Source organism: Pseudoalteromonas sp. TAP-3C (genome assembly GCF_059888565.1).
In genome coordinates this window covers 833,119-857,834 of record NZ_CM187618.1, presented here as the reverse complement: position 1 = coordinate 857,834, position 24,716 = coordinate 833,119, and the positions used below count along the sequence as shown (strand labels likewise).

The window sequence follows — 24,716 nt, the reverse complement described above, 5'->3', positions numbered from 1 at the left end:
TCATCCAACAAGACTATATTGTTTTTTCTCCCATATTTTGTGCAATATTCCAAAGTGCACTAATGGCGGGATCATTCAACTCTTTATGCAATACAGTCAACCCAATTTTAAACCCTTGTGGTGGTTCATCTTTGTATTGCAAGGTCTGAACTTTATTTTTTAACGGGCTATTATCGAGTACAATTTTAGGGATCATAGCCACACCTAGCCCTAAACTCACCATAGATACCATGGCTTCATGTCCAGCAACTTGCGCGTAAATTTTGCCTTGAACATTATTTTTACGCCACCACTGCTCCAACCTTTGCCGAGAAAACCCTTGTTCTGGAACGATAAACTCAAGTTCAGACCAGTCAATAATATCTGTATTTTTCGCTAATTTATCGGTAATCGGACAGGCAATATTGGGCGCAATCAATACCAATGGCGAATAGCCAATATCCACAAACGCAATTTGTGCAGGTAACTTATTAGGCCTCGCTGCAATAGCCATAGATTCATGGCCATCTAATACTCGGTTAATTGCAAGCGCAGGATCGCCGGTGTTTAAGGTAATTTCAATATGCTGATGTTGAGCTCTCAGTTGCTCCAAAATATGATGCAAAAAACTGTATGAAGCAGTAACAGAACAGTAAAGGCTTACATTGCCATAAATATGTTGTTGCGGTTCGTTTAAGTTAGCTTTAAAGCGCTGCCAATTATTAAGTGTGGCACTGGCGTATTCTTTAAATGCAATTCCCTCGCGGGTAAGTTTTACACTGCGATTATCGCGCTGAAATAACATTACCCCTACTTCATCTTCTAACTGCTTAATATTGCGACTCAAAGTCGGCGCACTTATGTGGCATAACTCACTGGCACGAGAGAAATGCAGCGTTTTTGCCAGCGACAAAAAGTAATTTAAATGTTTATGATCCATAACATTACCTATATTTCATATTATGAAACACTTTAATTCAAATATATCATTTTACGCAAGAAAAGATTTTTCATATTGTTACTTCAAGCAAAGCAAACGCAATGCATCTAACAAACTGAATTAATGGGAAACTCATCATGGCAAATTATTTTAATAGCTTACCTTTACGCGAACAATTAGCGCAATTGGCGCAATGTGAATTTATGGACGCAGACGAATTTAACGACGGTGTTGCTGCACTTAAAGGTAAAAAATTAGTCATTGTCGGCTGTGGCGCACAAGGTTTAAATCAAGGCTTAAATTTACGTGATTCTGGTTTAGATGTGGCCTATACACTGCGTGAATCAGCCATTGCTGAACGTCGTCAGTCATTCTTAAACGCATCGAGTAATGGCTTTACGGTGGGTACATACGAAGAATTAATTCCAACAGCCGATGTCGTACTTAACTTAACACCTGATAAACAACACACTGCGGTGGTTAATGCCATCATGCCACTGATGAAACATGGCTCAACCCTTGCCTATTCACATGGCTTTAATATTGTAGAAGAAGGCATGCAAATCCGCAGTGACATTACCGTTATTATGGTTGCACCAAAATGTCCAGGGTCAGAAGTGCGTGAAGAGTATAAACGGGGCTTTGGTGTTCCAACACTCATTGCGGTTCACCCAGAAAACGATCCTCAAGGGCATGGCTTGGCACAAGCAAAAGCCTATGCAGCAGGTACAGGGGGTCATCGCGCGGGGGTACTTAAATCATCGTTTATCGCTGAAGTGAAATCTGACCTGATGGGTGAGCAAACCATTTTATGTGGCATGCTACAAACTGGCTCTATTTTATGTTTTGACAAAATGATTGAAAAAGGAATTGATGCCGGTTACGCCTCAAAACTTATTCAATATGGCTGGGAAGTGATCACCGAAGCACTTAAATATGGCGGCGTTACAAACATGCTTGACCGCCTATCAAACCCAGCGAAAGTAAAAGCGTTTGAGCTAAGTGAAGAGCTTAAAGTAATTATGCGCCCTCTTTACAACAAACACCAAGATGACATCATCGACGGTACATTTTCACGTGTAATGATGCAAGATTGGGCAAATGATGACGCTAACTTACTAAAATGGCGCGCTGAAACCGCAGACACTCATTTTGAAAAAACCCCTGCAGGTGATGTCGTAATTGCTGAGCAAGCGTTTTTTGATAACGGTATCCTAATGGTAGCTATGGTCAAAGCAGGCGTAGAACTGGCGTTTGAAACTATGACAGCCGCCGGTATTGTTGAAGAATCAGCCTATTATGAGTCACTGCATGAAACGCCACTAATTGCTAATACCATTGCACGCAAAAAGTTATTTGAAATGAACCGCACTATTTCAGATACCGCCGAATACGGTTGCTACTTATACAACCATGCATGTCTGCCGTTACTACGAGAATTTATGCAAGGTATTGATACTGATGTTATTGGCAAAGGCTTAAATGAGCAAAGTAATCAAGTAGATAACAAAACATTAATTCAAATAAATACGGCTCTACGTGAACACCCAGTTGAAAAAATAGGTGCTAAATTACGCGGCTACATGTCAGCTATGAAAAAAATAGTGTAACCCTAGAAATATGTTAGAAACCAAGCCCACGTGCATTTTGCTGTGGGCTTTTTTAATTTAAATGTCAATTAATCATCAATAGCCGAAAATAAATAATGTGCTAAAATGCTTCCCCTACTTGCCTCAGTTGTAAATATAAGCATTATTATGACGATACAAAATCTCTCTATTACTCAAAAAATAACAGCACTTGGAAGCATTATTGCTATTTGTGTTGCTGTATTAATTGGTTTGACGTCTTTGCATAACTCAAAGAATATTATTGAGCAACGCATGATCGAATCTGAACTGCCAAGTAAATTGCAATCAATAAGTAATCATATTGGTGGGGAAATCAATGAACTTCTTGGCGCAGCAAAGCAGCTTTCGGCAAATGCGTTTATTTTAGATTGGGCAAACGCTGGCAATAACAACGACACACTCTTACTTAAAGAACTCAATCGTTTGGTTGACCAATATGATCTTGCCACCGCCTCTTGGGCTAATAAAAACACCGCACAATATTGGAATCAGGATGGCTTCTTACGTGTTTTAAAAAATGATGCTGCAGATGGTTGGTTTTTTGCTTTTACCCAGTCAAAACAACCTTACTCAATTAGTATTTATCAAGAGTCTGAAAACGATGTAAAAATGTTTGTTAACCACCAACAACCTAATGGTTTAGGCTTGGCAGGTCTAGCAAAGAGCATCACAGACATGCAAAAACTGCTGCAACAATTTAAAATTGAACAATCAGGGTTTGTGTTTATTGCCGATAAAAATGGTTTAATTCAACTGCATAAAGACGCCGCTAAAGTCGCTAAGGTTAATATAGATAGCCTTTACAGCGCCAACATTCATAATAAATTACTTAATCAGAACGGCTTTACTTTAGAGGAAGTGAACATCAACGGGCAAGCCACCCTCATCGCTGCTACGCCAATTAAAAACACGGATTTATTTGTATTAGCTCAAGTACCAAAAAGCGAAGTATTTTCAAGTGTAAATACCTTAAAGTGGCAAATATTCACCTTTACCATCATTACAGCACTTATCGCGAGCGTGATCAGTTATTTATTAGCTCGCTCTTTAGCGTCACCATTATCAACAATGGCTGAGCTATTTTCTCGTTTAGGCCGAGGTGATGCAAACTTAGCTTATCGTCTACCAGCATCTACCCAACCTGAGCTTGATAATCTAACCACAGGTTTTAACCAATTTATTACAAAAATAGAAACCGCTATTGTGCAAGTGGCTAGTGAAAGTCATGGTATTCGCCAAAGTACTGATGATGTATTTGCGCAAGCAAAACAAAACTCGTTAGCGCTGGATAAACAAAAAGAACAAACTATCTCGGTAGCAGCAGCCATCAATCAAATGGGCGCGACTGTACAAGAAATAGCGCAAAGCGCCGCTAATGCGGCTAAGTTAACCAACCACAGTCGTGATAACACCAAGCAAAGCCATCAACAGGTACTACAAAGCCAAACCACAATCTCAGCCCTGGCCAACGACATTGACGGTATATCCGAACAAGTTGCTCTACTTTCTAAAAAGACCATTGATATTGCCAGTATTGTGGATTCAATTAGAGGCATTTCTGAACAAACCAACTTGCTAGCACTTAATGCTGCCATTGAGTCTGCCCGTGCAGGTGAGCATGGACGAGGCTTTGCAGTCGTTGCTGATGAAGTAAGAGCGCTGGCAAATCGTACCTCACAGTCAACCACTGAAATTCAATCAATGATTGAAGAGCTAACTCATATTTCGGATGACGTTGTCAGCGATATCAGTCAATCAAAAGATAAGGCACAACACAGCGTAAGCGCTATGCAAAACTCGGTTGAGTTACTTAATACTATTACGCAAACAGCCAATGAAATTAACGACATGGCGACCTTAATTGCCACCGCGACCGAACAGCAAAGTAGCGTAGTAAATGATGTAGGGCGTAGTATTGAACAAATTAGCGAGATCAGTGATAAATCAATGAGTGAGCAAATAAATACAGAGAAAGCCATTCGTGATTTAGCCACCAGCGCACAAACTCTTGATGCACTCGTTGCTACATTTAATCAACCACGTTAAAAAACCTCACCTTTGTACAACAATATTTTGTTGTGCAAAGGTGATCTGGGTTTGCAGTGCTGTGGTTACTTCGCCACATCAACAGTGTCATCCCCTTTTTTAATATTAACTCAAAGCCTATCGTCCTTTTAAAATTAGAACTACTCCCTCTTTTTAAAAGCAGCAACGTAGGCTTGTTTTTTTGCCCGTGAAAGTTTTTTAATCGCATATTCTAGTTTACTTGCTTCGCTTTTAGTCCCGACCTGCTGTTGATGAATTAGCACAAACGGGCCTTTCCCTTTGAGGTTTTTTGCTCCTTTACCTGCTTGGTGAGTGGCTAAACGCCGCGCTACATCAACAGTAATACCGGTATACCAATGACCAAACCGTGTTTGCACAATATACAGTGACCAAACGGCCGGTTTATTTTTACTATTGCACAACACATCGTTTAAACTTTTTTGATTATTAATGGTCAAAACCTCGCCTTAACGCGCTTTACAAAAACAATTACTCAAAAGGGTTTTACCTTGAGTGACTAATCGGTATCATGCAGATTATAAAAAATAAGGATCACAACTAACAATGCAGTCGCTAAAAACTTTTTCTCTTTGGCTTATCGTCGCTTTAACGCTAAGTTCAGCCGCCGGTTGTTCTAGCTGGGTATACAGAATCAACATCCCTCAGGGTAACTTTTTAGAACAATCAGACGTTGATAAGCTTCGCGTCAATATGACTCGCGAGCAAGTAATGTATGTACTGGGCAGACCGATTGCCGAAGACGCATTTGATAAAAATACTTGGCGTTACGTTTACAGCTTTAATAAAGGGCGTGCTAATGAACAGTTTAAATCATTAGTATTAAACTTTGAAAATGAAAAGCTTACTACAGTATCTGGCGATTATGAACAACCAGAAAACTTTACAACACCGTTAGAGCTATAAGCTGTTTTGGTCTTATAAAAAGGTGAGCTATGCTCACCTTTTTATTAACGTTCTAATACTCTACCACCCGTTACTTTATTAGCACGGCCTTCTTCTTTAGCTTTTTCAGCGCGTTTTCTGCGAACATCTTTAGGATCGGCAATCAAAGGGCGATAAATTTCAACCCTGTCTCCGTCTTTAAGCTCATGTTTGAGCTTTACCGTTCTGTTCCACACACCTAAAGTTAAGTCTGTTTCATCAATTTCAGGGCATTTTTTAATTATACCTGACTGGATCACAGCTTGCTCTGCTGTCGTTCCTGGTAACACTTCTATATTTAATGTGGTTGCGCTAGTTGGTAACGCAAACACAATTTCAATATTGATCATGCACGCTCTCCGTACACGGCTTTTGCGCGTTGAGTAAAGGCACTCACCATGTTTTTAGCCACATCATTAAAAATTTTACCAAACGCCAACTCTATTAATTTACTAGAGAACTCAAAATGTAATTGCAAGTTTACTTTACACGCTTGCGTATCTAATTGTTGAAAGTGCCAACGACCCTGCAAACTCTTAAAAGGACCATCAACTAAACGCAAGGTGACTGTTTGCTGATCAATGAGAGTATTTTCCGTAGTAAACCATTTTTTTATACCGGCTTTAGATATTTCTAAACTGGCAGTCATGGTATTATCATGTTGCTTAATAATTTTTGAGTTTGAACAATTAGGTAAAAACTGTGAATAGGCTTCTACATCATTGACTAGATCAAACATCTCTTTAGTGCTGTACATAACCAGCGCGCTTTTTTCTATTTGTGGCATACTCACTCCCAACTGTGTGCAGGAATTTTAGCAAGCTTTGTGCGTTTCCCCAAACTTTCATCGCGCTTAAATTAATCCTTCGCTTTTACATGTATAATTTAAAAAATCGATGTAAAACATCTTGTATAACGTATATTATAGGGCACTATGGCTAAGAATAAATCATCAAAATCGACAAGTAATACCATCGCGCTAAATAAAAAAGCGCGACACGAGTATTTTTTACACGATAAGTTTGAAGCAGGTGTTGAACTCCAAGGCTGGGAAGTTAAAAGTATCCGAGCCGGTAAAGTAAACATTTCTGAAACTTATATTCATCTTAAAAACGGTGAAGCATTTTTATTAGGCAGTACGATTCAGCCTTTAAATAGTGCATCAACTCATGTTATATGCGATCCGCTTCGTTATCGTAAATTACTGCTAAGCAGGCGTGAACTCGACCGTTTAGTTGGTGCAACTGAACGTGATGGTTATTCATTAATTGCCACTGCTATGTATTGGAAGAAATGCTGGGTAAAGCTTGAATTCCATTTAGCAAAAGGTAAGAAAATGCATGACAAACGTGAAGACGGTAAAAATAAAGATTGGTCCCGTGAAAAAGAACGCTTAATGAAACACAAAGTATAAAAAAAAGCCTAACATAATGTTAGGCTTTTTTTTGAGCTGAACTTTGAAGCAAAATACAAATTATTACAAAATCATCTTTGCGACCAATTGATAACACCTAAGTTACATAGTATTAATAATTGAACTTGAAAAATCAAGTAAATTACAATATATCAACAAGGGCTTAAGGATTCATACCAACCCTTTATAGAAAATGGCCGCTCAGCGAGAATTTAAAAGCGCTTAGGCAAGGCATTTTAATGAATTAAGAGTGGCTCTCTTTAGAATTCAAAAAACGCAGTTTAAGCACTTTTAAAACTCGCCCTCAGGGAGAGCATCTGCAGCATTTTCTCTGCGTTACCACTCTTCGTAATAGAACCCACTATTACATCATCATGTTGCCTTGATAAAAAGTCAGCAGAGCGCTCTCTGAGCAAACATTTTTTATGATGGGTTGGTATCGCTCAATTGCATTTACACCGAGCTTAATCATCGGTGCCACTATCGCATTGTCAGCAGGTTTTAGTACGACAACTTATGCAGCACAGCAAACTGCTGAAAAAGTAGAGCGTATTCAAGTAACAGGCTCTCGTATTAAACGTTCAGATATTGAAGGCCCGTCTCCAGTACAATCGATTAATAAAGAAGACATCGAAAACATGGGTTATGACAACCTCCAACAGCTTCTTGAAAGAATGCCTGTTGCGGGTAATGGGACCTTTTCAACCCGTGGTAATAATCAAGATTCAACCGCTAATGGCTCAGCCGCAGTTAGCCTACGCGGTTTGGGCGCTGATGCTACGTTGGTACTTATTAATGGCCGCCGTGTTGCTATTAGTGCGTTTGCTGAGGGGATCACCAACTCATTCGTTGATATCAACAGCATTCCTGTATCAGCAATTGAACGCATAGATATTTTAAAAGATGGCGCATCAGCTATCTACGGCTCTGATGCTGTTGCGGGTGTTGTAAACGTTATTTTGAAAAAAGACATTGACGGGATTGAAGTTAACTTAGGTTATGGCGGCACAGATGGCCCTAACTATGAAGAAACCACAGCCAGCGTTGTGTGGGGCACCACCAGTGCAAAAAGTAGTGCGTCGGTGATTATTGATTACTTTAAAAACACCTCTTTATCATCTAATGAAATGGGCAGTTTAGGTACAGCGAATCAAGCACCTTATGGCGGCATGGATTTTCGTTCATCACGAGGGTTTCCTGGTTATTTTTATGTAGATGGCGTTAAAACAATCGATCCAGCTTGCCCTGCAGATAGTGCTACTGCAGGAGGAAGTTGCTTATTTGATTATGGCCCATTTGGCTATATTGCTCCGGCATCAGAACGAGTAGGCGCTATTTCACAATTTGAATACCGCTTTGATAACGGCATAACGGGCTTTTTAGAAATGGCCGTACAACATAACAGCTCTGTGGCTGCGGGTGCACCAACGCCACTTGATGAAGACGCAGGCTTAACCGTACCAGGGAGCCATCCCAATAACCCATTCGGCCAAGATATTGAAATTGGTCGCTTTAGAACCGTTGATGCCGGTGCAAGGCAATGGGATATTGAATCAGATACACTACGCTTTGTAGCGGGTTTAAAAGGTGAAATTAACGACTGGAGCTGGGAAACAGCGGTACAAAAAGGCCGCAGTAAGTCATTACAAACAGGCAATCGCTCACAAGGTTGGGTGCGTACCGACTTTTTACAACAAGAAATTGATGCAGGTAACTATAACCCATTTGGCGGTACATATAACGACCCTGCGGTGATCGACAGAATCACAACCAGCCTTGTTCGCCAAGGTGAGTCTCATATGACCTCGTTCGATGCTAACATTTCAGGTGAAGCATTTAACTTTGGCGATGATGTGGTGATGATGGCAGCCGGTATTGAATACCGTGAAGAGGATGTAACTGATATTCCAGATGATCAATTTCAACGTGGTTTAATCTTTGGCACTGAATCGGTTTCAGCGGCGGCCGAGCGTGACCAATATGCAGCCTATGTAGAGTTTTCAATTCCACTGGCGGAAAACCTAGAATTACAACTTGCTGGTCGTTACGATGACTACAGTGATTTTGGCACAACAACTAATCCTAAGGTAGCGCTTCGTTGGGCACCGACTGACGAAATTACTTTACGTGGTTCATGGGCGCAAGGCTTTAGAGCCCCCTCACTTGCACAGATTGGTTTAGGCCCATCAGAAAAAAGTCAGTTTTTTATTGATAACTACCGTTGTGAAGCAACAGGTAAAGATTGTGACGCGCTTGATTACAATATTCAATTTGCCGGTAACCCTGATTTAGAAGCTGAAGAGTCTGAATCTTGGAATGTCGGCTTTATTTGGGCCCCTACCACTGATTTTGGTTTAAGCGTAGATATATGGAGCATCACTCAAGACAATAAAATTGATCAGCAAGAATTTGGTCCAATTTATAACTCAGAGTGTAATAACCAAAACAGTACTGTATGTGTTCGCCTCCCGCCATCAGGTACAGATAGCTTAGGGACGATTCAAAAGATTTTCAGTACCTTTGAAAACGTATCATCGCAAGAAGTTTCGGGCGTTGATATTTCAGCAAACTATAATCACTCATTGGCTGATTTAGGCTTACTAAAATTCAATTTAGAATGGGCTTACCAAGATAAATTTGAAAAAGACGGCCGCGATTACACCGGTGAATACGGTTACCCTGAGCATCGCTGGATTTTTTCAACGAATTGGGAAATTGGTCAATTTAATACCAATATGAACATTAGTTATGTGGGTGAGTTTGAAGATACCCCAGATATCAACTTTGATGGTAACTTAGATTTTGATAGCAACACGTCGCGTATGGTTGATTCACAAGTATTGGTAGATTTACAAACCTCATACCGCATTACTGAATCAGCAAAAGTATCGCTAGGGGTGAATAACTTATTTGATGAAGAGCCACCATTTGCAATTGGTGACGGTGATGCAGACCTTTATGGTTACGCAGCAGGTGTACACAACCCTCGTGGTCGTTACATTTACACTAAAGTCAGTTTTTCGTTTTAAATAATAACCATTAAAAAACCGCCAATATGGCGGTTTTTTATCTTAAACTAAGGAGCTAATTATAGCTCGCCTTCGTTTTCAGATAAGAATTTAGCTACACCTTCAGGGCTTGCGTCCATTCCTTTTTTACCTTCAGTCCAACCAGCAGGACATACTTCGCCGTTTTCGCTGTGGAATGCTAGTGCATCAACCATACGGATCATTTCATCGATGTTACGACCAAGTGGTAAATCGTTCACTACTTGGTGACGTACATTACCTTCTTCATCAATTAAGAAAGAACCACGAAATGCAACACCCGCTTCAGGGTGCTCAACGTCATATGCTTTACAGATTTCGTGTTTAACATCCGCAATTAGTGGGTATTGAACTTTACCAATACCACCATCAGCCACCGCAGTGTTACGCCATGCATTGTGTGAAAATTGTGAATCGATAGAAACACCAATCACTTCTACACCACGTTTTTGAAATTCTGCATAGCGCTTGTCAAAAGCAATAAGCTCAGAAGGACATACAAATGTGAAATCGAGTGGGTAGAAAAAGATGACTGCTTTTTTACCTTTGATTTTTTCGTGCAGGTTATAGCTATCTACAATCTCACCGTTACCTAGAACAGCTGCTGCGGTAAAGTCTGGTGCCTGGCGGCCTACTAATACACCCATTTTATTCTCCAAATATTTTGAGTTTACTTATCAATTGCTTGCGCAATACTTAGTTACAATATGGGTGCTAATATAAAAAATTCAAGAGCAACCATACTATTTCGTTATTTATACTATGGTTATCAAACATAAATTAACAATCGTATTTATAGATAGCACCATTCTAAAATAGCGATTAGCTTTAATCATAAAAAAACCCGCTTAAAGCAGGTTCCTTTTACTAATCCATAATATCGCTGGGCATATCGCCGCGAATATGTTGCCATATTTCGCCGGTTTGATGGCCATACTTACGCATCATAGAAATTGCGCCGTCATGCTCTTTATTTTGAGCCAGTAAGGTTAAGTCTTTATAGAACTGGCGTGCAAGCTCACGAGTGCGAGGATCTGAAAAGTAATGACAACCAATCTTAGAATAAAAACCTTTAAAACCATTAAGGATCAACACATAAATGCGATTATTGCCGGCAACAGCTAATTCATGATGCACTTTGTAGTCATAATCAGCAAACGCTTGAGCGCTGTCTTCAAGCTCATTACTTTGCGATAAAATTTCAATCACACGCTCTGGTGCAAGTTTTATTGCCGCACGAGTATAAATTGCACTGATATTAGTGCGCGCTGAAAGTAGCTGATCCGTTAACTCTGGCATTTTGTCTTCATCTAAACGCGCCAAAGTTTCGAGGATATTTAATCCTGAGGTTTCCCAAAAATTATTAACCCGAGTGGGTTTACCATGTTGTATTGTTAACCAACCATCTCTGGCTAATCGCTGTAATACTTCACGCAATGTGGTTCTAGTGACACCAATTAACTCTGAGAGTTCACGCTCAGCAGGCAGAATCGAACCTGGAGGAAAATCCCCATTCCAAATTGACTCTACTATATATTCCTCAGCAAATCCTGCTGGGCTTTTCGCTTTAAAAATTCTCATTCAATTCCTACTCGAATTAATTCACATTACACTGATACATACGATTAACTGACTGATTGTACCAGAGAAGACGCAACTAACAAGTAAAGCTTCCGTGCAACTTACTTAGGCTTGAATTATTTGACTGGCTGGCTTTCATTAGACAAGATTTATCTACTTGGATGAGCTACTCACTATTTGGCCACTGCACTTTTTTCCTTTTACTTGCCCCGTGGTTTATCCTACGTCATAATCTAAGTCCTTATTTAAATACGGATTTGTTATGAACTGGCTTGCACATCTTAGTACACAACGCACACCTTGGTTATTATTCAGTGGGATTGTTTTTCTACTTGAAGTTACCGCACTTTTTTTCCAATATAACATGGGGTTAGCACCGTGCATTATGTGCATTTATCAACGTACTGCGGTACTAGGCTTACTCTTTGCCGGTATTATTGGCGCCAGTAAACCAAACAACTTAATAGTACGTATTACTGCTTGTATTGTATGGGGGATTTCAAGTGTGTGGGGGCTACTAATAGCCCGTGAGCATATAGAAATGCAAACAACCACAGACCCATTTGCATTTAGCTGTGAATTTGAGCCGAACTTTCCAGAGTTTATGCCACTGCATCATTGGATACCGCAATTTTTTGAAGCAACAGGTGATTGTGGAAACATAGATTGGCAGTTCGCAGGCCTAAGTATGCCAGCATGGATGGAAATTATTTTTGTATTATTTAGCGCCACACTCTTTGTGCTAGTGGCCAGTCGTTTAATTTCTAAAAAGTCATTTTAATATGTTTACTTTTTTTTCAAGCCAAGTTGATGAGCTTAAACACTTAAAAGTTCGTCAACGACAAACTGTTATCGCTATTTCATTAAATATGCTATCACCTAGTGACAGGGTCTTAGTGCGGATTATAAAGTTGATGCTATTGAGTCCATTTTTTTTAATATTTACCCTATTCGAAGGATGGTTACTGGTGCCTTTTTTAATTGTGGCGGGATTAAGTTATCCGCTGCTAACAGCGCCGGTGGATGTAAACTTTGCAAAAAAACACCTCAGTGCAGCCCTAAACAAGTTTGATCAGGGCGCTTAACGCCCTGATTATTTAAAACATCACCTTACCGTCTAGCTTGGTTAACATCTTTTTACCGACCCCTTTTACCTTGGCAAGATCTTCAAGTGAGGTAAAATCACCATTGGCCTCTCTGTAGTCAATAATTGCCTGGGCTTTTTTCTTACCAACACCCGGCAGCTTGACTAATTGCTTCATATCAGCTTTGTTAATGTTCACCATGGCTGATTGCATCTGCTTTGATACCATATCGCTTTGCGCTAACGTTGTACCGATAGGCAGTAAACATAAAGCGGCGGCTAATGAGATTATTTTAAGTAGTTTCATATGATTTCCTTTTGTGTTCTTACATGAACACTGGTTGATTATTTACACTTAAGCACTTTTAATAACTTTGCGGTTATAAAGCACTAACGGTAACAATCACTCCCTGCGAACTCCTGTACTGCAACGCGTTATAAAGTGACTTAATAAATAAAGTAGAGTTGGCCTTTATTGTCAACTAAGCTGCAGATAAACTAAGGCTAAAGCTTGCAAAAAAATGTGCAAGCTTGTACTGTATATAAAGACAGTAAACTAATGATTTAAATTAATCATATTGCCACATAAGTAAGCAGGAGAAATCATGGCTGTTGTTGTTAAATATGTTGTAGAACGAAACGGAGTCGAGCGCATGACGTTTACTACTAAAAAAGAAGCCGATGCCTATGACAAAATGCTCGATATTGCCGAGTCACTTGAACTTATGCTTGAAAAAGTAGATGTGCCATTAAGCGAGCAGCAAGTTGAATCGCTTGCACTTGAAATTGCCAAAAGTAAAGATGAGTTTATGGCGATACTTAAAGGCGCTAAAGAAGTGCCCGCTAAAGCTAAAAAGGCAAAGTCGGATAAGGTTGCAGATATAAAAGACAAAGCAGCAAGCTAACACTTTTAAAAACGCAATAGTGATTATTATATAAAAACTGATTTCGGTTTTCGAACTCAGTTTTTTTATGCCTTTAAATATAATGGTCGCTAAAATCGCGTTAACTGAGATCAAGCCGCTACAATTTCAGCTGCTAATACTTTAAATAGTCTATGTTAAAAATCAGCCAATAAAAATGCCAACCGGTTAAACGATTGGCATTTTAAAAACTAACAATTTTATTTTAGCTAATTACTTATAATGACGCTTCAACTTCATCAAACAGATCAGTAATTTCTTTCTTCGGTTCAGCTGTCACAAGGCTTCCTACTACAATAGCAATACTTGCTAATATGAAACCGGGGATTATTTCATAAATCACACTGCTTAAGCTCTCACCATTAATGGTAATAGGCGCATAAATCCAAATAAGCACGGTAAGCGCACCGACAATCATACCGCTAATAGCACCTTTTAAGTTCATGCGTTTCCAATATAAGCTAAACAATACCAATGGACCAAATGCTGCACCAAACCCAGCCCATGCATTACTTACTAAATCTAATATTGAACTGTTACGATCATAGGCTAAGTAAATAGCAAGTAAAGCAACCAGCAATACGCTAATACGCCCTACGAGTACAAGCTCAGTTTGCGACGCATTACGGTTTAAGTAAATCTTATAAAAATCCTCAGTTAAAGAACTAGAACACACTAATAACTGCGATGAGATAGTACTCATAATCGCCGCTAAAATAGCAGCCAGTAAAAACCCTGCAATGAGAGGGTGAAAAACTAATTCCGAGAGTACTAAGAAAATTGTTTCTTTATCGGCAATTGGCATTTGATTTTCAATTATGTAGGCTGCACCAAATAAACCAGTAAACACTGCGCCAATGGCAGATAAGGTCATCCAAGACATACCAATACGACGCATAGTTGGCATTTCTTTAACTGAACGAAGAGACATAAAACGTACAATAATATGTGGCTGGCCAAAGTAACCTAACCCCCATGCCATAGCAGAAATAATGGCAATTGTTGAACCACCAGCAAACCAGTCAAGCATACTTAAAGAATGCATTTCGCTGGCTTTGGGTGAGCTTAATAACTGCTGATAGCTTGCGTTTGCTAAAGTATCCATAAATGGTTGATCTAGCATTGTATAAGTAACAATAGGCACAACTAATAGCGAGATAAACATAATACAGCCTTGCACAAAATCCGTAAGGCTTACGGCTAAAAAGCCACCAAACAAGGTATAAACCACCACGACACCAGTGGTCACATACAAACCTAGCTCATAACTCATTTCAAATGAACTTTCAAACAATTTACCGCCAGCAACAACGCCTGAGGAAGTATAAAGTGTAAAGAACAAAATAATAACGATCGCAGATATAACACGCAGGATGTTTTTGTTGTCATCAAAACGGTTAGCAAAAAAATCAGGAATTGTTATTGAGTCATTTGCTTTTTCAGTATAAACGCGTAGCCTTGGCGCAACTAAAAAGTAATTAGCCCAGGCACCTAATACCAAACCAATGGCTATCCATACCTTACTTAACCCAAATAAATACATCGCGCCTGGTAAGCCCATTAATAACCAACCACTCATATCTGATGCACCCGCTGATAAAGCGGCAACGCTGGGGGGTAAATTACGACCACCTAACATATAACCTGACATATCGCTGGTAGATTGCTTATATGCATATAGCCCTATTCCCAGCATTACAATAAAATATATTGCCAGTGAAATAATCATTCCTGTTTCCAAATTCGCCTCCACTTAAATAAGTAATAACAGGCTTTTAATCCAAATAATGACTCTTGAAATCTAGTAAATAAGACAGTATTGGAATAAAAACTTTTATCCAACTATAACACGGTAATTACTAATAACTCCAACCCCCTTATTCTAGTTGATAAAAAATCATTTATTCGCTCATTTTTACAACAAAAAAACCAACAAATACAACTTTAAGTTTAACTAAGCCGTAATATTTTATTAATATTATTCACTTTACCCATGCTATTTTGAGTGTTTTCCAATATATTGTATTCTTACAATGTTAACTGTTTTACCCTAACGGATCCGCCTATGTATTTTTATGCTGCTCGCCAACCTATTCTAGATCGCAATAAACAACTAATCGGTTACGAGCTTTTATTTCGTGATGGAGTAGATAACGTTTTTCCTGATGTTGATGGCGACGAGGCCACATCTCGGCTTATTGAAGGCAGTCAATTTAATTTTGGTCTTGAAGATTTAACAGATAATAAACCTGCTTTTATAAATTTCACCTTAGACACCTTGTTAAAAGGCTACCCTACACTATTAAACAAGGATGGGGTTGTTATTGAAATACTGGAAACTGTTCAACCGGGTAAACGCCTATTAGCAATTGTTAAAGACCTAAAGGAAAAAGGCTACACGCTTGCCTTGGACGACTATACTCATCAACCAGTATGGCATCACTTTTATCCATATATTGATATTATCAAGATAGACTTTTTAACCTGTGATATAGAAAATGTTAAAACCATCATTGAGGATTTAAAACCTTACCCGCACATAAAACTACTTGCTGAAAAGGTAGAAACCTATGCGCTTTATAACCAAGCTTTAGAGCTGGATTTTGCATACTTTCAAGGATTTTTCTTTTCAAAGCCTGAAATGGTACAAAGCAAAGCGCTACCGCCATCGGGTATGGCTCTGGCTGAATTACTTTATGAAACATCCAGTGTAGAAATGGATCTTAAAAAAATCACGGATGTGTTTGAGCGAGATGTCAACTTATCGTATAAATTACTACGCTACTCAAACTCAGCTGCGTTCACCCGCCGCTCTGAAATAAATACGATAAAACAAGCGCTTATTGTATTAGGTGCCCATGAGATTAAAAAATTACTGTCCTTATTGTTTGCAGCACAAGTATCAGCTGATAAACCACTAGAACTTATTCGTTTATCCCTTACTCGCGCGCGTTTTTGTGAATTGTTAGCGATTTCACATGGCAAACTTAAAGACACCGGCATGGCATTTTTAACAGGCATGATGTCGCTTATGGATGCAATATTAGATGAAGAAATGGACAGCGTCATGCTTAAACTACCACTGTCGAGTGAAATAAAAGCGGCGCTGTTAAATAATGAAGGTCTGCTTGCTGAGTATTTAAACTTGGTCACTCTGTATGAGCATGGTGATTGGCAAGCTGCCAACGAAAAAACCCAACAGCTTGGTTTAGGTAATGATGTACCCGACGCTTATCACGAAGCACTCAATTGGGTTAGCGAACAAATGCAAATAATGGTTGATAGCTAAAACAATTATCAATAAATAAAAACGCCAGCATTTTTGCTGGCGTTTTTTTAAAGACTTTCTAAAAAGTCTTCATCAAAATCTTCAGGCTCTTCTTTTATTGGTGGGTTACCATCAAAAAGCTCGTATAACTGACGCTGAAAGTAAATATCTTTAATAAATAAATAAGGGTCTAATGAATCATTCAACAATCCCTCTTGAGCCATTAAAGAGGCACGCGCCTCAACCGCTTTTAGTGCAAATACTAAAATAGTTTGTGGTGTGGTAAGCGCAATTTCAGGCAATACAACATTATCAACAACATCACCAGTTAAGTTACGCGCAGTAGAAGGCCCCATTGCTGGGATCATTAAATAAGCACCATCACCAACGCCCCACACCCCTAAGGTTTGGCCAAAGTCTTCATTGTTTACCTCAAGCCCTAACGAACTCGCAACATCAAATATACCAAACACCCCTACCGTAGAATTTACTAAAAAGCGCGCAAAATTGACCCCAGCACTGCTTGGTTTTCCTTGCAGGCCCGCGTTAATAATATCAACTGGTGCAGTAATATTGTCAGTAAAATGCACAATACCTCGACGAACAGGCTGCGGTGTAACGGTTATATAACCTACTGCCGCTGGCCTTAGAATATACGCATCGAGTACGTCCATATTAAAGTCATAAATAGGTCTATTCACCCTTTGTAAGGGATCGCGTTCATCATATTTACTCTCAGGCAATTGAGCACAGCCCGACAAAATAAGTGAACATAATAAAAGTAAGCGTGGTTTTAACATCTCAAATCCTTAAGGTATTAATGTATCAATGTTTAGTTGTACTTGGCGTATCTCTTTACGAGCAAGCACTTGAGAATGCCCTTCAAGCTCACCTGTACTTGGCATAACTGAGTCATCATTAGAGATGCGCGCAGAAATAATAACGTCACTGGCACTGGATAAATTGAGTCCTGCCATCATGGCATTTGCATCGCTCAGCTCAACCGTCATCGGAAAACTGTAATCTGTTAGTTTAACCACTGCTAAAGGCATTGATGAGCCTTCAGCCGCTTTAGCAAACACAAATAAAATACCATTATTCGGTTGTTTATCTGCAAGCGTTTCATCTATATCAACTGTAACCTGGATCCCTTGAGCAACGTGCTGCTCAGCGCTGTTTAGCGCACTTTGTTGAGCTATTTGTTGATCTATTTCGCTAATGCGCTGGTTTATCATAGCGTAACGAGAGTCAGACTCATCCATACTGGCTAGTAGCACTTCAAATGCCGCTTTTGCCTGCATCCAATCCTTTTTCTCATAGGCAATCAAAGCAAGTAGCGATATTGCATCTAAATTATTTGGCTCTGCCTGTAACACTTTAGAAAGCATGCCTGCTGCATGCGTCATACTCTGTTCGCTACCTTCAACTAATAATACCTGAGAATAACTTACCAGCGCTTGCCTATTATCAGGGTTCATTACTAATGTTTTATCAAATGACTGTTTTGCCATATCAAATTCATTAAGCATCATTGCTACACGCCCAAGTAACATCCATGCGACCTCATCATCACCGCTTTGGCTTAATTTAGTACGCAATGCAAGGGCAAATGCTTGCAACTCATTTTTAGTTAACGGCTCACCTTTTTGCATTAGAGCGCGCTGGCCATAATCAGCTAAGTTGTCCATTGCATCATACCAGGCTGCTATTTGTTGCTGACTGCCAGTCATAGTATAAAAAATGCCCGCCAGTGCAATTAAAAACGCGGCCCCCGTTAAAGCAAATATACGGTTATCACCGCGGCTATTTAGTGACTTTTCTGGGGATAATTCATTAAGCAAACGACGTTTTAACTCAATAATGGCTTCGCTATGATTTTGCGAGTCTATACGCTGATTGTCTAAATCAGTCTGTAATTCAATTAAACGCTGTTCATAAATACTAATAAGCTGTGCATTAGCATTATGTACAATGGTGACTACGCGTTCTTTTTTTAAAAAAGGCACAACAACAAACAGCAATGCAATGAGTGTGAGTAAAGCAAAAGACGCCCACATTAAAATCATTTAACTTTGCTCCTGATGTTTATTTTGTTTAATCAACTTATTGAGCATCGCTTCATCGGCGTCACTCCATGTTTGTTTTACCGATGCCTTACGTTGGCGAATAACAATAAAGCCAAACCCCATTATCACAATTAATACTGGTAACACCCACAATATTAAAGTAGCAGGCGTTACCGGTGGGTCGTAATGGACGAAATAGCCATAGCGGTCAATCATGTAATCAATGACTTCGTCTTTAGACTTACCTTCTTTAACTAAGGCAACAACTCGCTCGCGTAAATCTTTTGAAACCACAGCATCTGAGTCAGCAATATTTTGATTTTGACATTTAGGACAACGTAATTCTTTTGTTAGCTCTTCAAAGCGAACAGCTTGCTCGTTGCTATCAAACTGATAACGGTCTTGCTGAGCAAACGCAGCGACACTAATAAACAAGCTTAGGGTTAATAAAAACAATCTCATGGCTGCAACTCCTGCATAATAGGCGCAAACTTAGCGCGCCAAACTCGCGGGTTAATATCACCGGTGTGGTGTAACAAAATAGTGCCATTTTTATCCACTAAAAATGTTTCTGGTGCACCCGACACCCCCAAATCTAAAGACAACGAACGCGCCAAATCTAAAATATTAAATTGATAAGGGTCGCCTGCGCGGGTAAGCATATTAGTCACATCGTCGCGCAGTGCTTGCATATCAAATGGGCCATCAAAATCAGCATCGTAGCTTTGTACATAATACAAGCCAATAATCTTAACACCTTGCTCACGCAATTTGGTTAAGTAGTCAAGCTCGGCCAAACACGTTGGACACCAAGTGCCCCACACATTTAGCAGATAAACCTCACCTTTTAGCTGCTCGTCAGTCCAGCGTTTATCATCTTGCATTAAATCAGGCAGATTAAATGCAGGCATTGTTTGACCAATTCGGCCCGTTTGTATTTCACGCGGATTGGCAAACAAACCTTGGTACAAAAACACACAAATAAAGATAAAAATTAATAAAGGAACAATCGCTATTAATTTACGCTTCATACTGCCTCCTCGGCTTGTTCTTTACGATGTGATGCGCGATAACGCTTATCAAATAAAATCACAAACCCAGCCAGTGATATCAAAATGCCGCCAATCCACATCCAACGAACAAATGGCTTATGATAAATGCGTAATGACCATGCTCCTTCACTTAGTTGCTCACCAAGCGCTAAATATAAATCGCGAGTGAACCCTGCATCAATTGCTGCTTCAGTCATAAATTGCATACCCACATCGTAACGGCGTTTTTCTGCGTATAACCGCGCAATTGTAGTATCACCTTTTGACACAATAACTACCCCGGCATGGCCGCCGTAGTTTGCGCCGCGAATCTCTTTAACGCCTTCAAAGCGATATTGATATTGATTAAGCTGTACGGTATCACCGGGCTTCATCGACACATCACGCTCAACAGAATACGCCGAAGTAAGTGTTATACCCGCAATGACAAACGCTAAACCAACATGCCCAAGCACCATTGCCCAATAACTTAACCCTAAACGCTTAATACCCAGCTTAAACGAGCCATGCACTGCAGCTTTAGTGTATAAATCAATAAAGGTAGCAACAAATATCCATACACCTAATGTGGTAGCCAAAAGGGTCAGCGGAGCCACTACCTCATAGCTACTAAATAGCCACGCACAGGTAATAACAATACTGGCTAATGCGCCTACAAATATTTTATTTTGCAAAAAGGCCCATTTATTTTGCTTCCAACGAAGGAAAGGACCAATGCCCATTAAAATAGCAAATGGCACCAGCAAAATAGCAAACATTTTATTAAAGAAGGGTTCGCCAATTGAAATACTGCCTAAGCCCATTTCTTTATGCACCATAGGTAATAAAGTACCTAATAATACGATTAACGTAGCAACCACTAAGAAAATATTATTCAACCAAAGTGCCACTTCACGCGATACAAACTTATAACGCCCTTCACTTTTAACTTGAGAGACACGCAAGCCATATAACGCTAAGCCCCCGCCAACAACCACGGCCAAAAAGCCAAGAATAAACAAGCCACGGTTAGGATCGGTTGCAAATGCATGCACTGAAACAATAATCCCCGAGCGAACAATAAAGGTACCCAATAAGCTTAGTGAAAAAGCAGCAATAGCAAGTAGTACCGTCCATGATTTAAATACGCCACGCTTTTCAGTCACAGTAAGTGAGTGCAACAACGCAGTAGCGACTAGCCAAGGCATGAGTGATGCGTTTTCAACAGGATCCCAAAACCACCAGCCTCCCCAGCCAAGCTCTGAATACGCCCACCAGCTTCCGATAGTAATGCCTAAAGTTAAAAAGCCCCATGCTGTCATCGTCCATGGGCGTGACCATTTAGCCCAGGTATTATCAAGCTTTCCGGTTAATAACGCCGCTATAGCAAAGGCAAACGCAACCGAAAGCCCCACATACCCCATGTAAAGCAATGGCGGATGAATGATCATTCCTGGGTCTTGTAATAATGGATTTAAATCTCGTCCTTCGACGGGAAAGTAGGGTAATAAACGCTCAAATGGGCTTGAGAGCAGTAAGGTGTACATCATAAAACCAACACCTAAAAAGCCAAGTACACCAAGAACGCGCGCACGAAGCACCCAAGGCAGTGATTTAGAACGCGCAGCAACTAATGCGGTCCAACCTGCTTGCATCAATAACCATAATAATATGGCCCCTTCATGCCCTCCCCACGTTGAGGTGATCTTATAATACCAAGGCAAAGTACTGCTTGAGTGATAGGCAACGTAAGACACTGTAAAATCATCGGTTAAGCTAGCATAGATAAGCGCGGCGAATGCCAAAGCAACAAAAACAAACTGACCAATAGCAAGTGATGGCGCCGCGCGCATTAAACGTAAGTTATTCGTATATGCTCCCCATAGCGGAAAAATACATAACAGAATACTGAGCACCATGGCCAGTGTTAAAGAAAAATAACCTAGTTCTGGGATCATATTAACTCCCACCGTCTAGGGTGTATGTTGGCTTTTCGTGCTTAATTCCTTTTACTGCCTCAGCCACTTCAGCTGGCATATATTCTTCATCATGTTTTGCTAGTACTTCAAATGCGTCAATCACATTGGGTTCAACTAGCACACCTTGAGCGACAATACCTTGCCCTTCACGGAACAAGTCAGGCAAAATTCCTTGATAACGCACCGTGACCAATGGGCCTGTATCAATAAGCTTAAAACTCACCTGTAAGCTTTGCTCATTTCTTTGTACTGTACCCGGGACAACCATACCGCCAATTCGCAGCTTTTGTCCCACATGGGGCTTTTCTTTATTGGGGCCCTTACCATCAATTAATTCGCTGGGGGTGTAAAACAAATTAATATTTTCTTGTAAGGCGTACAACACTAAACCAATTGACCCACCAATACCGAAAAGAACGGCGATGATGACCAAAAGGCGTTTTTTGCGTCTAGGATTCACGAGGTTTGCTCCTGCTTAGAATTTTTAATTCGAGTTTCACGCGCAATTTGCTGCTCTACCGACGCTAAAATTTGTTTTTTGTCGCGTAACGAGCTGTACAAAATGCCTAATAAAATCAATGCGCATGTACCAAAAGAAAGCCATACATAAAAACCATAGCCTCCCATTGCCATAAAATCAGAAAATGAGTCAAACTGCATAATTACCCCTTAGTTAACAACTGTCGCACCCATGGGCGGTGCTTTTCACGGTGTAAAATTTCATTTTTAAGACGAATTAAAACCACAGTACCGACAAACGCGGCAAAGGCTAAAATATTAATCATTAACGGCCAAAACATACTAGGGTCAACCGCGTCGCGGTTAAACTTAGTGATGCTCGCCCCTTGATGCAAGGTATTCCACCATTCCACAGAAAAGTGAATAATAGGCAAATTAATAACACCCACAATAGCCAAAATAGAGGCTGCTCGACCTGCTGATTTTTTATCTTCAAAAGCATGGTATAAAGACAATACCCCTAAGTATAAAAATAATAGAATCAGTTCAGAGGTCAGTCGGGCATCCCATACCCACCAAGCACCCCACATAGGTTTTCCCCATGCAGCACCAGTAATTAAGGCAATGGCGGTCATGCAGGCACCTACGGGGGCAATTGCTATCACAGCAAGTTCTGCATTACGTAATTGCCATACAAGCGCGACAATGGCAGCAATGGCCATTGATGAATAAGCCCCCATAGATAAAATAGCGGAGGGCACGTGAATAAAAATAATACGGTAACTGTCTTTTTGTTGGTAATCGGCAGGGGCAAAACCTAGGCCCCACACCCAACCGACAACCATGCTGATAACCGTTACTACTGCAAAATATGGCAGTAAAGTATTGCATAACTGATATGCTCGCTCTGCTTTCGCATACGGATGTAACCACTTCCACATATTAACTTACACTCACTTTTAATGCTGATGATATGGCAATTGGCGCAGTTATAGTCGCAACAACTAACATAGCACCAAGGATAGCAAGCTGACCACTGTAATCCAGCGACATAGTGCTGGTATCAATAGCGGAGGTTGCAAAAATTAAAACCGGAATATACAAAGGTAAAACGAGCAGGCTCATTAAAATGCCCCCTTTTTGTAATCCTACAGTCAAACCCGCTCCTATAGCACCAATAAAGCTCAATAAAGGCGTGCCTAATAAGAGCGTTAATAACGTGGCCATTAAGGCAGATGTTTCTAAATTCAGTAGTAGTGCAAATAAGGGAGTCATAAGCACTAGCGGCAGACCAGTGATCACCCAATGTGCGGCTACTTTGCCGAGCACAGTCAATGATAAAGGAAATGACGAAGCAATTAACTGCTCCAAAGAACCATCGTGGTAATCATCTCTAAACAGTTTATCCAAGCCAAGCATGGTTGATAACAAAGCCGCAACCCAAATGATGCCCGGCGCCATTCTTGATAGTAATCCTGGCTCAGGCCCTATAGCCAGAGGAAACAACGAGATAACAATTAAAAAAAACAGGATTGGATTAACAATTTCAGCACGCTGGCGAAAAGCAAGCCTAACGTCTTTGCAAAATACTGCGACAAATAACTGCCAATATGAATGCTGCCGTGTCATTAGTGGCGATACTCCAACGTCAGCGTCTGTAAGTCACTAAAGTGGGTGGTCAAGTTTTGGTGTGTTGTTAACAAAATAGCGCCCCCTTTTGATAGGTGTTCAGTAAAACGTTGCTGTAAAAAAGCAACGCCACTTTTATCTAGCGCTGTGAAAGGTTCATCTAAAATCCACAGCTTAGCTTCAGATAACCATAAGCGAACTAAAGCAACCCGTCTTTGCTGACCCGCAGATAAGGTTCTTACGGGTACATCTTCAAGCCCTACCAAACCCAACTTGCTTAATAAAGGATATAAATTAGGGGTATCAACATAGCCATTAATAGCCAACCAATGTGCTACATTTTCAAGTGCACTAAGTTGTACGTTAACACCGGTTTTGTGGCCTATAAATAATAACTCTCTGGCATATTCGTCATAATATTTTTTTATTGACCGATTAAGGTATAAAATATCACCTTCATCCGGCAGCGAAAAACCAGCAATAATGCGCAATAATGATGTTTTACCAGCCCCGTTAGGACCAGCTAACTGCATGATTTGACCGCTTTTAAGGCTAAAATTAAGTTCATCAAACAAACAACGCTCTTGCTTGATACAAGTAACGGACTTAATGTGTAACAAGATGACGATTCTCTCTGCCAAAAATTAGCCGTAAGTCTACCATAATGATAGGGTAATACGAATATTGCTTTAGAATC

27 protein-coding genes are annotated in these 24,716 nt (G+C 40.1%); 9 read left to right on the top strand and 18 right to left on the bottom strand.

The annotated features are described in order from the left end of the window. Window positions 1–13: 13 nt before the first annotated feature. Window positions 14–919 (bottom strand): HTH-type transcriptional activator IlvY, encoded by a 906-nt coding sequence (gene ilvY, locus AC6H44_RS04005; protein WP_500737651.1) that lies wholly within the window; start codon window positions 917–919, stop codon window positions 14–16. Window positions 920–1,056: 137 nt separating this feature from the next. On the opposite strand from ilvY, the gene ilvC reads away from it, so the two are divergent. After that, window positions 1,057–2,529 carry a ketol-acid reductoisomerase gene (gene ilvC, locus AC6H44_RS04000; RefSeq protein ID WP_500737650.1) on the top strand — a complete coding sequence of 491 codons (1,473 nt, stop codon included), beginning with the start codon at window positions 1,057–1,059 and terminating at the stop codon, window positions 2,527–2,529. Between the two features lie 147 nt (window positions 2,530–2,676). Then, complete coding sequence (locus AC6H44_RS03995; protein WP_500737649.1) at window positions 2,677–4,596, top strand: methyl-accepting chemotaxis protein; 1,920 nt, start codon at window positions 2,677–2,679, stop codon at window positions 4,594–4,596. A gap of 140 nt (window positions 4,597–4,736) precedes the next feature. On the opposite strand, the gene AC6H44_RS03990 is transcribed toward AC6H44_RS03995, so the two are convergent. Continuing rightward, the gene (locus tag AC6H44_RS03990; RefSeq protein WP_500737647.1) at window positions 4,737–5,054 is read right to left on the bottom strand and encodes a GIY-YIG nuclease family protein; all 318 of its coding nucleotides are present in this window, start codon (window positions 5,052–5,054) and stop codon (window positions 4,737–4,739) included. A gap of 106 nt (window positions 5,055–5,160) precedes the next feature. On the opposite strand from AC6H44_RS03990, the gene AC6H44_RS03985 reads away from it, so the two are divergent. Further along, window positions 5,161–5,520, top strand: coding sequence for an outer membrane protein assembly factor BamE (locus tag AC6H44_RS03985; protein ID WP_500737646.1), 360 nt, complete (start codon window positions 5,161–5,163; stop codon window positions 5,518–5,520). Between the two features lie 44 nt (window positions 5,521–5,564). Here the strand turns inward: AC6H44_RS03985 and AC6H44_RS03980 are convergent, their stop codons facing one another. Then, a complete protein-coding gene (locus tag AC6H44_RS03980) occupies window positions 5,565–5,888 on the bottom strand; it encodes an RnfH family protein (protein ID WP_500737645.1) in 324 nt (107 codons plus the stop codon). Beyond that, window positions 5,885–6,325 carry a type II toxin-antitoxin system RatA family toxin gene (locus tag AC6H44_RS03975; protein WP_500737643.1) on the bottom strand — a complete coding sequence of 147 codons (441 nt, stop codon included), beginning with the start codon at window positions 6,323–6,325 and terminating at the stop codon, window positions 5,885–5,887. Before AC6H44_RS03975 ends, AC6H44_RS03980 begins: the two co-directional genes overlap by 4 nt. Before the next feature lie 147 nt (window positions 6,326–6,472). Between AC6H44_RS03975 and smpB the strand changes: the two genes are divergently transcribed. Together smpB and AC6H44_RS03965 are read left to right on the top strand one after the other, a co-directional pair. Continuing rightward, entirely contained in the window at window positions 6,473–6,952 is a 480-nt protein-coding gene (smpB, locus tag AC6H44_RS03970) for an SsrA-binding protein SmpB (RefSeq protein ID WP_500737642.1), read from the top strand. 425 nt (window positions 6,953–7,377) lie between these two features. After that, window positions 7,378–9,981, top strand: coding sequence for a TonB-dependent receptor (locus AC6H44_RS03965; protein WP_500737641.1), 2,604 nt, complete (start codon window positions 7,378–7,380; stop codon window positions 9,979–9,981). Window positions 9,982–10,040: 59 nt separating this feature from the next. Here AC6H44_RS03965 and AC6H44_RS03960 read toward each other — a convergent pair whose 3' ends face one another. Together AC6H44_RS03960 and fadR are read right to left on the bottom strand one after the other, a co-directional pair. Beyond that, on the bottom strand, window positions 10,041–10,646 hold the full coding sequence (locus tag AC6H44_RS03960) for a peroxiredoxin (RefSeq protein WP_500737640.1): 606 nt from the start codon (window positions 10,644–10,646) through the stop codon (window positions 10,041–10,043). Window positions 10,647–10,866: 220 nt separating this feature from the next. Beyond that, window positions 10,867–11,580 carry a fatty acid metabolism transcriptional regulator FadR gene (fadR, locus tag AC6H44_RS03955; protein ID WP_500737639.1) on the bottom strand — a complete coding sequence of 238 codons (714 nt, stop codon included), beginning with the start codon at window positions 11,578–11,580 and terminating at the stop codon, window positions 10,867–10,869. 262 nt (window positions 11,581–11,842) lie between these two features. On the opposite strand from fadR, the gene dsbB reads away from it, so the two are divergent. Together dsbB and AC6H44_RS03945 are read left to right on the top strand one after the other, a co-directional pair. Beyond that, window positions 11,843–12,361 (top strand): disulfide bond formation protein DsbB, encoded by a 519-nt coding sequence (dsbB, locus tag AC6H44_RS03950; protein ID WP_500737637.1) that lies wholly within the window; start codon window positions 11,843–11,845, stop codon window positions 12,359–12,361. Between the two features lies 1 nt (window position 12,362). Then, window positions 12,363–12,665 (top strand): DUF6170 family protein, encoded by a 303-nt coding sequence (locus AC6H44_RS03945; protein ID WP_500737635.1) that lies wholly within the window; start codon window positions 12,363–12,365, stop codon window positions 12,663–12,665. A 12-nt stretch (window positions 12,666–12,677) separates the two neighbouring features. Here AC6H44_RS03945 and AC6H44_RS03940 read toward each other — a convergent pair whose 3' ends face one another. Further along, window positions 12,678–12,971 carry a ComEA family DNA-binding protein gene (locus AC6H44_RS03940; RefSeq protein WP_500737633.1) on the bottom strand — a complete coding sequence of 98 codons (294 nt, stop codon included), beginning with the start codon at window positions 12,969–12,971 and terminating at the stop codon, window positions 12,678–12,680. A gap of 298 nt (window positions 12,972–13,269) precedes the next feature. Between AC6H44_RS03940 and AC6H44_RS03935 the strand changes: the two genes are divergently transcribed. Further along, a complete protein-coding gene (locus AC6H44_RS03935) occupies window positions 13,270–13,569 on the top strand; it encodes a YebG family protein (RefSeq protein ID WP_500737631.1) in 300 nt (99 codons plus the stop codon). A 235-nt stretch (window positions 13,570–13,804) separates the two neighbouring features. On the opposite strand, the gene putP is transcribed toward AC6H44_RS03935, so the two are convergent. Then, window positions 13,805–15,316 carry a sodium/proline symporter PutP gene (gene putP / locus AC6H44_RS03930; RefSeq protein WP_500737629.1) on the bottom strand — a complete coding sequence of 504 codons (1,512 nt, stop codon included), beginning with the start codon at window positions 15,314–15,316 and terminating at the stop codon, window positions 13,805–13,807. A gap of 336 nt (window positions 15,317–15,652) precedes the next feature. On the opposite strand from putP, the gene AC6H44_RS03925 reads away from it, so the two are divergent. After that, window positions 15,653–16,876, top strand: a complete 1,224-nt coding sequence (locus AC6H44_RS03925; RefSeq protein ID WP_500737628.1) for an EAL and HDOD domain-containing protein — start codon at window positions 15,653–15,655, stop codon at window positions 16,874–16,876. Window positions 16,877–16,923: 47 nt separating this feature from the next. Here the strand turns inward: AC6H44_RS03925 and AC6H44_RS03920 are convergent, their stop codons facing one another. From AC6H44_RS03920 to ccmA, 10 genes are read right to left on the bottom strand one after another with little or no spacing between them, the layout of a single operon-like run. After that, a complete protein-coding gene (locus tag AC6H44_RS03920; RefSeq protein WP_500737627.1) occupies window positions 16,924–17,655 on the bottom strand; it encodes an MlaA family lipoprotein in 732 nt (243 codons plus the stop codon). Window positions 17,656–17,664: 9 nt separating this feature from the next. Next, window positions 17,665–18,921: a c-type cytochrome biogenesis protein CcmI gene (gene ccmI, locus AC6H44_RS03915; RefSeq protein ID WP_500737626.1), complete on the bottom strand. Its 1,257-nt coding sequence runs from the start codon at window positions 18,919–18,921 to the stop codon at window positions 17,665–17,667. After that, on the bottom strand, window positions 18,922–19,383 hold the full coding sequence (locus AC6H44_RS03910) for a cytochrome c-type biogenesis protein (RefSeq protein ID WP_500737625.1): 462 nt from the start codon (window positions 19,381–19,383) through the stop codon (window positions 18,922–18,924). Then, window positions 19,380–19,952: a DsbE family thiol:disulfide interchange protein gene (locus tag AC6H44_RS03905; RefSeq protein ID WP_500737624.1), complete on the bottom strand. Its 573-nt coding sequence runs from the start codon at window positions 19,950–19,952 to the stop codon at window positions 19,380–19,382. Before AC6H44_RS03905 ends, AC6H44_RS03910 begins: the two co-directional genes overlap by 4 nt. Then, window positions 19,949–21,910, bottom strand: a complete 1,962-nt coding sequence (locus AC6H44_RS03900) for a heme lyase CcmF/NrfE family subunit (RefSeq protein WP_500737623.1) — start codon at window positions 21,908–21,910, stop codon at window positions 19,949–19,951. The genes AC6H44_RS03905 and AC6H44_RS03900 overlap by 4 nt, the downstream gene beginning before the upstream one ends. A gap of 1 nt (window position 21,911) precedes the next feature. Next, window positions 21,912–22,391, bottom strand: coding sequence for a cytochrome c maturation protein CcmE (ccmE, locus tag AC6H44_RS03895; RefSeq protein ID WP_500737622.1), 480 nt, complete (start codon window positions 22,389–22,391; stop codon window positions 21,912–21,914). Beyond that, window positions 22,388–22,591 (bottom strand): heme exporter protein CcmD, encoded by a 204-nt coding sequence (gene ccmD, locus AC6H44_RS03890; protein WP_500737621.1) that lies wholly within the window; start codon window positions 22,589–22,591, stop codon window positions 22,388–22,390. The genes ccmE and ccmD overlap by 4 nt, the downstream gene beginning before the upstream one ends. Before the next feature lie 2 nt (window positions 22,592–22,593). Next, window positions 22,594–23,331: a heme ABC transporter permease gene (locus AC6H44_RS03885; protein WP_500737619.1), complete on the bottom strand. Its 738-nt coding sequence runs from the start codon at window positions 23,329–23,331 to the stop codon at window positions 22,594–22,596. Between the two features lies 1 nt (window position 23,332). Then, window positions 23,333–24,019, bottom strand: coding sequence for a heme exporter protein CcmB (gene ccmB / locus AC6H44_RS03880; RefSeq protein ID WP_500737618.1), 687 nt, complete (start codon window positions 24,017–24,019; stop codon window positions 23,333–23,335). Continuing rightward, the gene (gene ccmA, locus AC6H44_RS03875) at window positions 24,019–24,639 is read right to left on the bottom strand and encodes a cytochrome c biogenesis heme-transporting ATPase CcmA (RefSeq protein WP_500738373.1); all 621 of its coding nucleotides are present in this window, start codon (window positions 24,637–24,639) and stop codon (window positions 24,019–24,021) included. The genes ccmB and ccmA overlap by 1 nt, the downstream gene beginning before the upstream one ends. Between the last annotated feature and the right edge of the window lie 77 nt (window positions 24,640–24,716).

What these genes read in the sequence shown, in the direction of transcription:
- ccmI (WP_500737626.1), bottom strand. Translation starts at nt 18,921, where the DNA reads ATGATTTTAATGTGGGCGTCTTTTGCTTTACTCACACTCATTGCATTG.
- AC6H44_RS03940 (WP_500737633.1), bottom strand. Translation starts at nt 12,971, where the DNA reads ATGAAACTACTTAAAATAATCTCATTAGCCGCCGCTTTATGTTTACTG.
- AC6H44_RS03960 (WP_500737640.1), bottom strand. Translation starts at nt 10,646, where the DNA reads ATGGGTGTATTAGTAGGCCGCCAGGCACCAGACTTTACCGCAGCAGCT.
- AC6H44_RS03935 (WP_500737631.1), top strand. Translation starts at nt 13,270, where the DNA reads ATGGCTGTTGTTGTTAAATATGTTGTAGAACGAAACGGAGTCGAGCGC.
- AC6H44_RS03925 (WP_500737628.1), top strand. Translation starts at nt 15,653, where the DNA reads ATGTATTTTTATGCTGCTCGCCAACCTATTCTAGATCGCAATAAACAA.
- ilvC (WP_500737650.1), top strand. Translation starts at nt 1,057, where the DNA reads ATGGCAAATTATTTTAATAGCTTACCTTTACGCGAACAATTAGCGCAA.
- AC6H44_RS03920 (WP_500737627.1), bottom strand. Translation starts at nt 17,655, where the DNA reads ATGTTAAAACCACGCTTACTTTTATTATGTTCACTTATTTTGTCGGGC.
- AC6H44_RS03900 (WP_500737623.1), bottom strand. Translation starts at nt 21,910, where the DNA reads ATGATCCCAGAACTAGGTTATTTTTCTTTAACACTGGCCATGGTGCTC.
- AC6H44_RS03995 (WP_500737649.1), top strand. Translation starts at nt 2,677, where the DNA reads ATGACGATACAAAATCTCTCTATTACTCAAAAAATAACAGCACTTGGA.
- ccmB (WP_500737618.1), bottom strand. Translation starts at nt 24,019, where the DNA reads ATGACACGGCAGCATTCATATTGGCAGTTATTTGTCGCAGTATTTTGC.
- dsbB (WP_500737637.1), top strand. Translation starts at nt 11,843, where the DNA reads ATGAACTGGCTTGCACATCTTAGTACACAACGCACACCTTGGTTATTA.
- AC6H44_RS03905 (WP_500737624.1), bottom strand. Translation starts at nt 19,952, where the DNA reads ATGAAGCGTAAATTAATAGCGATTGTTCCTTTATTAATTTTTATCTTT.
- AC6H44_RS03985 (WP_500737646.1), top strand. Translation starts at nt 5,161, where the DNA reads ATGCAGTCGCTAAAAACTTTTTCTCTTTGGCTTATCGTCGCTTTAACG.
- ilvY (WP_500737651.1), bottom strand. Translation starts at nt 919, where the DNA reads ATGGATCATAAACATTTAAATTACTTTTTGTCGCTGGCAAAAACGCTG.
- AC6H44_RS03945 (WP_500737635.1), top strand. Translation starts at nt 12,363, where the DNA reads ATGTTTACTTTTTTTTCAAGCCAAGTTGATGAGCTTAAACACTTAAAA.
- AC6H44_RS03910 (WP_500737625.1), bottom strand. Translation starts at nt 19,383, where the DNA reads ATGAGATTGTTTTTATTAACCCTAAGCTTGTTTATTAGTGTCGCTGCG.
- AC6H44_RS03885 (WP_500737619.1), bottom strand. Translation starts at nt 23,331, where the DNA reads ATGTGGAAGTGGTTACATCCGTATGCGAAAGCAGAGCGAGCATATCAG.
- putP (WP_500737629.1), bottom strand. Translation starts at nt 15,316, where the DNA reads ATGATTATTTCACTGGCAATATATTTTATTGTAATGCTGGGAATAGGG.
- ccmD (WP_500737621.1), bottom strand. Translation starts at nt 22,591, where the DNA reads ATGCAGTTTGACTCATTTTCTGATTTTATGGCAATGGGAGGCTATGGT.
- fadR (WP_500737639.1), bottom strand. Translation starts at nt 11,580, where the DNA reads ATGAGAATTTTTAAAGCGAAAAGCCCAGCAGGATTTGCTGAGGAATAT.
- AC6H44_RS03980 (WP_500737645.1), bottom strand. Translation starts at nt 5,888, where the DNA reads ATGATCAATATTGAAATTGTGTTTGCGTTACCAACTAGCGCAACCACA.
- AC6H44_RS03975 (WP_500737643.1), bottom strand. Translation starts at nt 6,325, where the DNA reads ATGCCACAAATAGAAAAAAGCGCGCTGGTTATGTACAGCACTAAAGAG.
- smpB (WP_500737642.1), top strand. Translation starts at nt 6,473, where the DNA reads ATGGCTAAGAATAAATCATCAAAATCGACAAGTAATACCATCGCGCTA.
- AC6H44_RS03965 (WP_500737641.1), top strand. Translation starts at nt 7,378, where the DNA reads ATGATGGGTTGGTATCGCTCAATTGCATTTACACCGAGCTTAATCATC.